Source organism: Bartonella sp. B10834G3 (genome assembly GCF_016102505.1).
GTDB classification, from domain to species: domain Bacteria; phylum Pseudomonadota; class Alphaproteobacteria; order Rhizobiales; family Rhizobiaceae; genus Bartonella; species Bartonella choladocola.
Map to the genome: position 1 here is coordinate 1 of NZ_JACFOM010000006.1, position 9,471 is coordinate 9,471.

Sequence of the window (9,471 nt, forward strand, 5' to 3'; positions counted from 1 at the left end):
ATCCCGTTTCGAGATAATGCGCCATGTCATCAGAAACCGGTGACAGCGGAACATAAACCGTATCCCCCACCGTTACCTTGTCAAAACCGTTCTTGAAAAACCGATCCTGATTGAGACGGCGCAACCCTTCAACACTCAGATTATAGCGTTTGGCAACACTATCAAGCGTATCACCGGACACCAGAACATAACCTCTGGTCATGATCGGCGAGCTATAGCCATCAAGTGAGGCGCTTGCACCATAGTCTCTCTGCCCGAAAGACTGTTCTCAGCGGCATAGCGTTCACTCCCCCGAGTCTCTTTGCGCAGCCTGCGTTGGCATGGCCATTGCCAGAAAAGACGAGCATAGGTAGAAGATAATCATCAACCATGACACAGCCTTTGACACAAAGGTGCTCAAAAAGTTACTGCGCATAGAAATGACATCCCCGCATTTCTTACATGACTAAGTTAAAATCATTCTTTTGAGAGAGCAGATTGCAGGGGCCTGCAATCTGCTCCCTGATGGATGTGCAGCCAGGGTCATGTCTGCACACCCATCGGCTTCATTTTAACGCTGCATACTTAGTGAACCGGTTCCGCACTCCCTCCATTGGTCACATCGTTTTCCAAGCCTCCATTGGCAGCGGATTGGCCTGACCAATTATACTGGACATTACTGATCGAAATTTGATTGTTCGAGATATCAGCCGCTGTAATACCTTCTCCCATGCCTCGGTTCAACTGGACATCTACACCGCCATAGATAATGTAAGGTGCGTTAATTGTCCCGGTTGTTGTCCAAGCGGCTTGTCCTGCTCCGCCCGTGCCACCATCAACAGTAACCACATTGTCACTATAAATATTGCTCGAATAAAGACTTTTATAAGTGCTGCCGTTACCTGTTGGATCGGTTTGCAAAATAGAAGTGTTGTTTCCGTCAAAAACTAACGTTTCTGCTAAAGATGTACTGCTGTAAAACAGTGACGCAATAAGGGTGCAAACAGACACCCCATTTGCCCAGGTGGCCTTCCTGATCGAAGAGTTAAACATTTATACAATCCTGTAGCGAGTAAATCGAAAGTCCTGAAATACACATACCCGAAATTGGTTATTCTACTTAAGATAATTTGTCTCACTTTTTCAACCTTTAATCAGCATAGATAAAGACCCTAATTGACGACAGCTCGCCGACATCCATACGCTTACCTGTCAATGGAACCTTGAAAGAAGTGGTGGATTTCGGGTTCTTCGTATAGGCTTCAAACTCAACGTTACCACTTCCTTGCAGATCAGGTTTCAAAGGAACGTATTTAGGACTGCTATAGTAATCACATGCGCCTATACCGCCACCGGTGGTTGGCGTGAGATAACCAGGCTTATCGTAGGTATCGATAATGGTTTCTTTTGTGAACGATAGATCAAGGTTGTTGTTACGATCCCCGTAATCGTTCATCCACGACTGAGGAATTGATACGGGAACCGAACAGTTTTGCCTCTTTGTTCCATCTTTAGATTGAACGTAAATAGCGCCATCAACCGTTGATGAGTGTAGCGTTAACTGCTTATCCCATAATGGGCTTGCGTCTATCAGTTCAATAACGAACCCAAGACCTGAATGATAGTAGTCAACGCCATCCGTTGGTGTGCAGTAAGTGTATGGCATTCCATTCGCAATTCCGTTCGTTGTAGTACCACATAGTTTTGGCGAGACGTCCAGAATTGCCAGCAAAACACCTGATGCAGGTCTGAGTTTATACTCGACAGATTCAGGCTGCCAACCTTGAGAATAATTGGTCATTTTGACAGAAAGTTGATAGGTAGACGGGCTGCTTTTCGAGCTTACAGTTGCCACGAGGCCATTTTGCGTGATGACCTGTGTTGCTCCGAGGTCTGTTGTCGAGAACGTTACGGGGAGCAGCTCCGCAGGAATAGCACGTCCTTTTTTGTCAACAGGCTTATAGGTTGCGGTCAACCTGTCTATGCCATCATTGTAAATTATGTCTTTATCCAAACTTATCAACGAATTTTCTTGGTCGACATAGAGGCTGAAATTTGTCTCCCCTTGGGCGGTGAAGCCTTCGGCAGAGACCATAAATCCATTGCTGCCAAGCCATGATGCATAGGTTGATGACATTTGAACACTGACCTTGCCATCTTCATCTGTCACAACGTCTACACTGCCCTCTACACCATTAATAGCAAGCTCAAGCTCAAGATTGGTCGGTGTAACAGTGACTGTTCTATTAGCTAATGCTGCGCCGTTGTCATCGGTTAAAGTGATGGTAACAACATTGGTCGCATCACCATCGGCTATCGCGGTATCGGTATGAGCAATATTGATATTGATGTTCTGGCCAGGAATCTCAATAAGCTCCAATGTCTTCGTTACACCTATTGTAGCGGCATCTAAACCATTAACAGTAGGCATGATGTTGATAACACCTATCGTCGTACCTGATGTTAAAGTGCTGACATAGGCACCCGCACCTCTATCATAGGACCAGGCTGACATTTTCGTGTCTTGTGGTCCGTTGGCCTCTTGAGGGGTAATCACTTGACTAATGGTTTCAGTTTTCAACGTCGCAATGAAGTTGCCTGCAGCATCGCGTGGTCTAAACTCGATACGGCTTGTTGACCTTCCATTTGCTACAATCCGGTTTGGAATCGCTTTGATCTCACCTTTGCTAACGTCTATCCCCCCTGAAATAAGGGTGAGTATATTACCGGTCGAGCGGGAAATGCCATCCTCTCCATTAATCACCGGTATCACCTTGATAGCGCCGATTTTGGTTCCAGATGTCAAAACCGCTTGATAATGACCATCGACAAACGACCAGCTACTGATGGTTATGCCACTATCGGTTATCCCAATGATTTTACTTGTGATTGTGCTCGCATCGATGCTGGTAATAGGGTTCCCGTAACCATCCTTTGGCTTATAATGGATCGTTGAGGTGGTTTTACCATCTGCAACAATCGTATCAGGATCAGCATAAATCGTACTTGTATTCACGTTCACCTTTCCCGCAGTAAACGTAATATTTAAGCTGGCAGTAACAGTTGTTCCTGATATCTGTCCTGTAACAGTTACAGTTTCAGGCGTATGATCAGACACGGCCGGTGCTTGTGTTATTTGGCCATCGGCATCGCTTTTTACTGTAGCCGGATAGATTGACGGTCTGCCACCTCCATTTGAACTTAAAGTAAATGTGACAGTTTTGTTCGGAATGAGTTGGCCGGTGTTCTTGTCACGCACAGCAACCGTGAATGTTGGCTGTTCATCCACCGTGGCCGATGTTTTGTCGTTTTCCCATGCGAGAACCAATTCAAATTCGCTCAATGTCACATCGGCTGAAAGAGAACCCACGGCCTTGTTGTTATATTCGGGTACAATCGTATAAACGCCGGTAACCGTGCCTTTGAGCTTTGCTGTATAGATACCGGTTCCGGTCTCTACTACATCGTCAATCGTTATGCTCCCGCTATTAGGACCGTTTTTCATAACAAATTTCAAGTTCTCGGCGATGTTACCTACCAGATTGCCATACTTGTCCTTGGCCGTAAAGGTCAATGTCGAGGTGTCGTGACCGTCTGCGACGATCAAGTCCGGAACAGCTTCGAATGTTGAACGCTTTTCATCATTGTCACCCTTTTCAGCAGGATCACCGGCTTTCAATGTCACATTGGCTGAAAGAGAACCAACGGCCGCGTTTTTATATTCCGGTACAATCGTATAAATGCCGGCAACCGTGCCTTTGAGGTTTGCTGTATAGGTACCGGCTGTTTCGGTCTCTACTACATCGTCAATCGTTATGCCCTTGCTATTAGGACCGCTTTTCATAACAAATTTCAAGTCCTTGGCGATCCCACCGACAACGTGGCCAGTCTTGTCCTGAGCCATAAAGGTCAATAGCGAGGTGGCGTTATTGTCTGCGACGATCGAGTCCGGAACAGCTGTGAATGTTGAACGCGGCTTACCGTCGTCATCCTTGTCAACAGGATCACCGATTTTCAATTCCACATCGGCTGAAAGAGAACCCACGGCCTTGTTGTTATATTGCGGTACAATCGTATAAACGCCGACAACCGTGCCTTTGAGCTTTGCTGTATAGGTACCGGCTGTTGCGGTCTCTACTACATCGTCAATCGTTATGCCCTTGCTATCAGGACCGCTTTTCATAACAAATTTCAAGTTCCCGGCTTTCCCAACTACCGCATTGCCATACTTGTCCTGGGCCATAAAGGTCAATAGCGAGGTGGCGGTATTGTCTGCGGCGATCGAGGGTGGGAAGGCTGTGAATGTTGAACGCTTTTCATCATTGTCACCCTTTTCAGCAGGATCACCGGCTGTCAATTCCACATCGGCTGAAAGAGAACCAACGGCCGCGTTTTTATATTCCGGTACAATCGTATAAACGCCGACAACCGTGCCTTTGAGGTTTGCTGTATAGGTACCGGCTGTTTCGGTCTCTACTACATCGTCAATCGTTATGCCCTTGCTATCAGGACCGCTTTTCATAACAAATTTCAAGTCCTTGGCGATCCCACCGACAACGTGGCCATTCTTGTCCTGAGCCATAAAGGTCAATAGCGAGGTGGCGTTATTGTCTGCGACGATCGAGGGTGGGAAGGCTGTGAATGTTGAACGCTTTTCATCATTGTCACCCTTTTCAACAGGATCACCGGCTCCCAATGTCACAGTGTCTGAAAGAGAACCCACGGCCTTGTTTTTATATTCCGGTACAATCTTATAATCGCCGACAACCGTGCCTTTGAGGTTTGCTGTATAGGTACCGGCTGTTGCGGTCTCTACTACATCGTCAATCGTTATGCCCCCGCTATCAGGACCGCTTTTCATAACAAATTTCAAGTCCTCGGCGATCCCACTGATAACGTGGCCATACTTGTCCTGGGCCATAAAGGTCAATGTCGAGTACGCGGTATTGTCTGCGACGATCAAGTGTGGGTCGGCTTTGAATGTTGAACGCGGTTCACCTTTTTCACCCTTGTCAGCAGGATCACCGACTTTCAATGTCACATCGGCTGAAAGAGAACCAACGGCCTTGTTGTTATATTCCGGTACAATCGTATAAATGCCGACAACCGTGCCTTTGAGGTTTGCTGTATAGGTACCGGCTGTTTCGGTCTCTACTACATCGTCAATCGTTATGCCCCCGCTATTAGGACCGCTTTTCATAACAAATTTCAAGTCCTTGGCGATCCCACCGACAACGTGGCCATTCTTGTCCTGGGCCTTAAAGGTCAATAGCGAGGTGGCGTTATTGTCTGCGACGATCGAGGGTGGGAAGGCTGTGAATGTTGAACGCTGTTCATCATTGTCACCCTTTTCAACAGGATCACCGGCTCCCAATGTCACAGTGTCTGAAAGAGAACCCACGGCCTTGTTTTTATATTCCGGTACAATCTTATAATCGCCGACAACCGTGCCTTTGAGGTTTGCTGTATAGGTACCGGCTGTTGCGGTCTCTACTACATCGTCAATCGTTATGCCCCCGCTATTAGGACCGCTTTTCATAACAAATTTCAGGTCCTTGGCTTTCCCAATTACCGCATTGCCATACTTGTCCTGGGCCATAAAGGTCAATAGCGAGGTGGCGTTATTGTCTGCGACGATCGAGTGTGGGAAGGCTGTGAATGTTGAACGCTTTTCATCATTGTCACCCTTTTCAGCAGGATCACCGGCTGTCAATTCCACATCGGCTGAAAGAGAACCAACGGCCGCGTTTTTATATTCCGGTACAATCGTATAAACGCCGACAACCGTGCCTTTGAGGTTTGCTGTATAGGTACCGGCTGTTTCGGTCTCTACTACATCGTCAATCGTTATGCCCCCGCTATTAGGACCGCTTTTCATAACAAATTTCAAGTCCTTGGCGATCCCACCGACAACGTGGCCATTCTTGTCCTGGGCCATAAAGGTCAATAGCGAGGTGGCGTTATTGTCTGCGACGATCGAGTGTGGGAAGGCTGTGAATGTTGAACGCTTTTCATCATTGTCACCCTTTTCAACAGGATCACCGATTTTCAATTCCACATCGGCTGAAAGAGAACCCACGGCCTTGTTGTTATATTGCGGTACAATCGTATAAACGCCGACAACCGTGCCTTTGAGCTTTGCTGTATAGGTACCGGCTGTTGCGGTCTCTACTACATCGTCAATCGTTATGCCCCCGCTATTAGGACCGGTTTTCATAACAAATTTCAGGTCCTTGGCTTTCCCAATTACCGCATTGCCATACTTGTCCTGGGCCATAAAGGTCAATAGCGAGGTGGCGGTATTGTCTGCGGCGATCGAGGGTGGGAAGGCTGTGAATGTTGAACGCTTTTCATCATTGTCACCCTTTTCAGCAGGATCACCGGCTGTCAATTCCACATCGGCTGAAAGAGAACCAACGGCCGCGTTTTTATATTCCGGTACAATCGTATAAACGCCGACAACCGTGCCTTTGAGGTTTGCTGTATAGGTACCGGCTGTTTCGGTCTCTACTACATCGTCAATCGTTATGCCCCCGCTATTAGGACCGCTTTTCATAACAAATTTCAAGTCCTTGGCGATCCCACCGACAACGTGGCCATTCTTGTCCTGGGCCTTAAAGGTCAATAGCGAGGTGGCGTTATTGTCTGCGACGATCGAGGCCGGAACAGCTGTGAATGTTGAACGCTGCTTACCTTTTTCATCCTTGTCAACAGGAGCATCGGCTCCCAATGTCACAGTGTCTGAAAGAGAACCAACGGCCTTGTTTTTATATTCCGGTACAATCTTATAATCGCCGACAACCGTGCCTTTGAGGTTTGCTGTATAGGTACCGGCTGTTGCGGTCTCTACTACATCGTCAATCGTTATGCCCTTGCTATCAGGACCGCTTTTCATAACAAATTTCAGGTCGTTGGCTTTCCCAACTACCGCATTGCCATACTTGTCCTGGGCCATAAAGGTCAATGTCGAGTACGCGGTATTGTCTGCGACGATCCAGTGTGGGTCGGCTATGAATGTTGAACGCGCATTACCGTCGCCATCCTTGTCAACAGGATCACCGGCTGTCAATGTCACATCGGCTGAAAGAGAACCAACGGCCGCGTTTTTATATTCCGGTACAATCGTATAAATGCCGACAACCGTGCCTTTGAGGTTTGCTGTATAGGTACCGGCTGTTGCGGTCTCTACTACATCGTCAATCGTTATGCCCTTGCTATCAGGACCGCTTTTCATAACAAATTTCAAGTCCTTGGCGATCCCACCGACAACGTGGCCATTCTTGTCCTGAGCCATAAAGGTCAATAGCGAGGTGGCGTTATTGTCTGCGACGATCGAGGCCGGAACAGCTGTGAATGTTGAACGCTGCTTACCTTTTTCATCCTTGTCAACAGGAGCACCGGCTCCCAATGTCACAGTGTCTGAAAGAGAACCCACGGCCGCGTTTTTAAATTCCGGTACAATCGTATAAATGCCGACAACCGTGCCTTTGAGGTTTGCTGTATAGGTACCGGCTATTGCGGTCTCTTTTACCTTGTCAATCGTTATGCCCCCGCTATTAGGACCGCTTTTCATAACAAATTTCAAGTCCTCGGCGATCCCACTGATAACGTGGCCATACTTGTCCTGGGCCATAAAGGTCAATGTCGAGTACGCGGTATTGTCTGCGACGATCCAGTGTGGGTCGGCTTTGAATGTTGAACGCGGTTCACCTTTTTCACCCTTGTCAGCAGGATCACCGACTTTCAATTCCACATCGGCTGAAAGAGAACCAACGGCATCGTTTTTAAATTCCGGTACAATCGTATAAACGCCGACAACCGTGCCTTTGAGGTTTGCTGTATAGGTACCGGCTGTTGCGGTCTCTTTTACCTCGTCAATCGTTATGCCCCCGCTATTAGGACCGCTTTTCATAACAAATTTCAAGTCCTTGGCGATCCCACCGACAACGTGGCCATTCTTGTCCTGGGCCTTAAAGGTCAATAGCGAGGTAGTGTTATTGTCTGCGACGATCGAGGCCGGAACAGCTGTGAATGTTGAACGCGGATTACCGTCGCCATCCTTGTCAACAGGAGCACCGGCTCCCAATGTCACAGTGTCTGAAAGAGAACCAACGGCCTTGTTTTTATATTCCGGTACAATCGTATAAATGCCGACAACCGTGCCTCTGAGCTTTGCTGTATAGGTACCGGCTGTTGCGGTCTCTACTACATCGTCAATCGTTATGCCCCCGCTATTAGGACCGCTTTTCATAACAAATTTCAGGTCCTTGGCTTTCCTAACTACCGCATTGCCATACTTGTCCTGGGCCATAAAGGTCAATAGCGAGGTGGCGTTATTGTCTGCGACGATCAAGTGTGGGAAGGCTTCGAATGTTGAACGCTTTTCACCTCTTTCACCCTTTTCAGCAGGATCACCGGCTCTCAATGTCACATCGGCTGAGAGGGTGCCAACAGCATTGCCATCGAATTTCGGCGTTATCGTATAGACATTGGCAAGCGTGCCTGTGAGTGTTGCCTCATAGACACCGGTTTTGGTCTCGTTAATTTCATGCACCGTCACCTTGCCGCTTTCAGGAACGGGACCGTTTTTGATCGCAACATCAAAAACAAGCCTGCTCTTGATGCCTGTGACCATGTTGCCATTCTTGTCCTTGGCCGTAAAGAGCAATGTCGAGGCATCCTCATTGTCTGCGATGATCAAGTCCGGAACAGCTGTGAATGTTGAAAGCTCGATACCTTTTTCAACAGGAGCACCGGCTGTCAATGTCACATCGGCTGAGAGGTTGCCGACAGCTTTGCCATCGAATTTCGGCGTTACCGTATAGACATCGGCAACCGTGCCTTTGAGTTTTGCCGTATAGACACCGCTTTTGGTCTCGACAATTGAAGTCAACGTCACCTTGCCTTTGTCAGGAGCGGAACCGCCCTTGCTCACGACATCAAAGACAAGCCTGTCCTTGATGCCCATGATCGGGTTGCCATTCTTGTCCTTGGCCGTAAAGGTCAATGTCGAGTACGCGGTATTGTCTGCGACGATCGAGGGTGGATCGGCTTCGAATGTACTGTTGGTACTGTCAAATCCCGGAGCCTTGACTGTCACGGTTGTCGTTGCCTCTTTCGAGGTATTACCTTTGACATCCGTTGCAACGGCATTGACGACATAGTCATTATTACCACCCCACTGATAGGGTGGAAGAACAACCGAATAATCGCTGACACCGCTTCCCTGAACGATCTTGCCGCCTGCTGCAATCAGGGCTGCTGCCATCACACTGACGCTTGCCACATCATTCTTGGATTTAACCGATATGCCAAGCGAATAAGTCTCGTTATAAAAGCCGGTAATGCCGCCAACCATATAAAGCTTGATGAATTCATTCTTCTTATATTCAAGAACAATGTCGTTATTACGGTCAACCAGATCATATCTGCTTCCCGCAAGTGTGCGCATATCCCCGACCGCATCAGGATCAAGCTGCTTCGACAGCGGAA

3 protein-coding genes are annotated in these 9,471 nt (G+C 47.9%); all 3 read right to left on the minus strand.

Annotation, left to right across the window (positions count from 1 at the left end):
* Positions 1–202 (minus strand): LysM domain-containing protein (locus tag H3S94_RS11650; RefSeq protein WP_198241165.1); only part of this gene is annotated, 202 nt, incomplete at its 3' end.
* 362 nt (positions 203–564) lie between these two features.
* Entirely contained in the window at positions 565–900 is a 336-nt protein-coding gene (locus H3S94_RS11655) for a hypothetical protein (protein WP_198241166.1), read from the minus strand.
* Positions 901–1,129: 229 nt separating this feature from the next.
* The gene (locus H3S94_RS11660; RefSeq protein ID WP_210328030.1) at positions 1,130–9,430 is read right to left on the minus strand and encodes an invasin domain 3-containing protein; all 8,301 of its coding nucleotides are present in this window, start codon (positions 9,428–9,430) and stop codon (positions 1,130–1,132) included.
* Positions 9,431–9,471 lie beyond the last annotated feature (41 nt).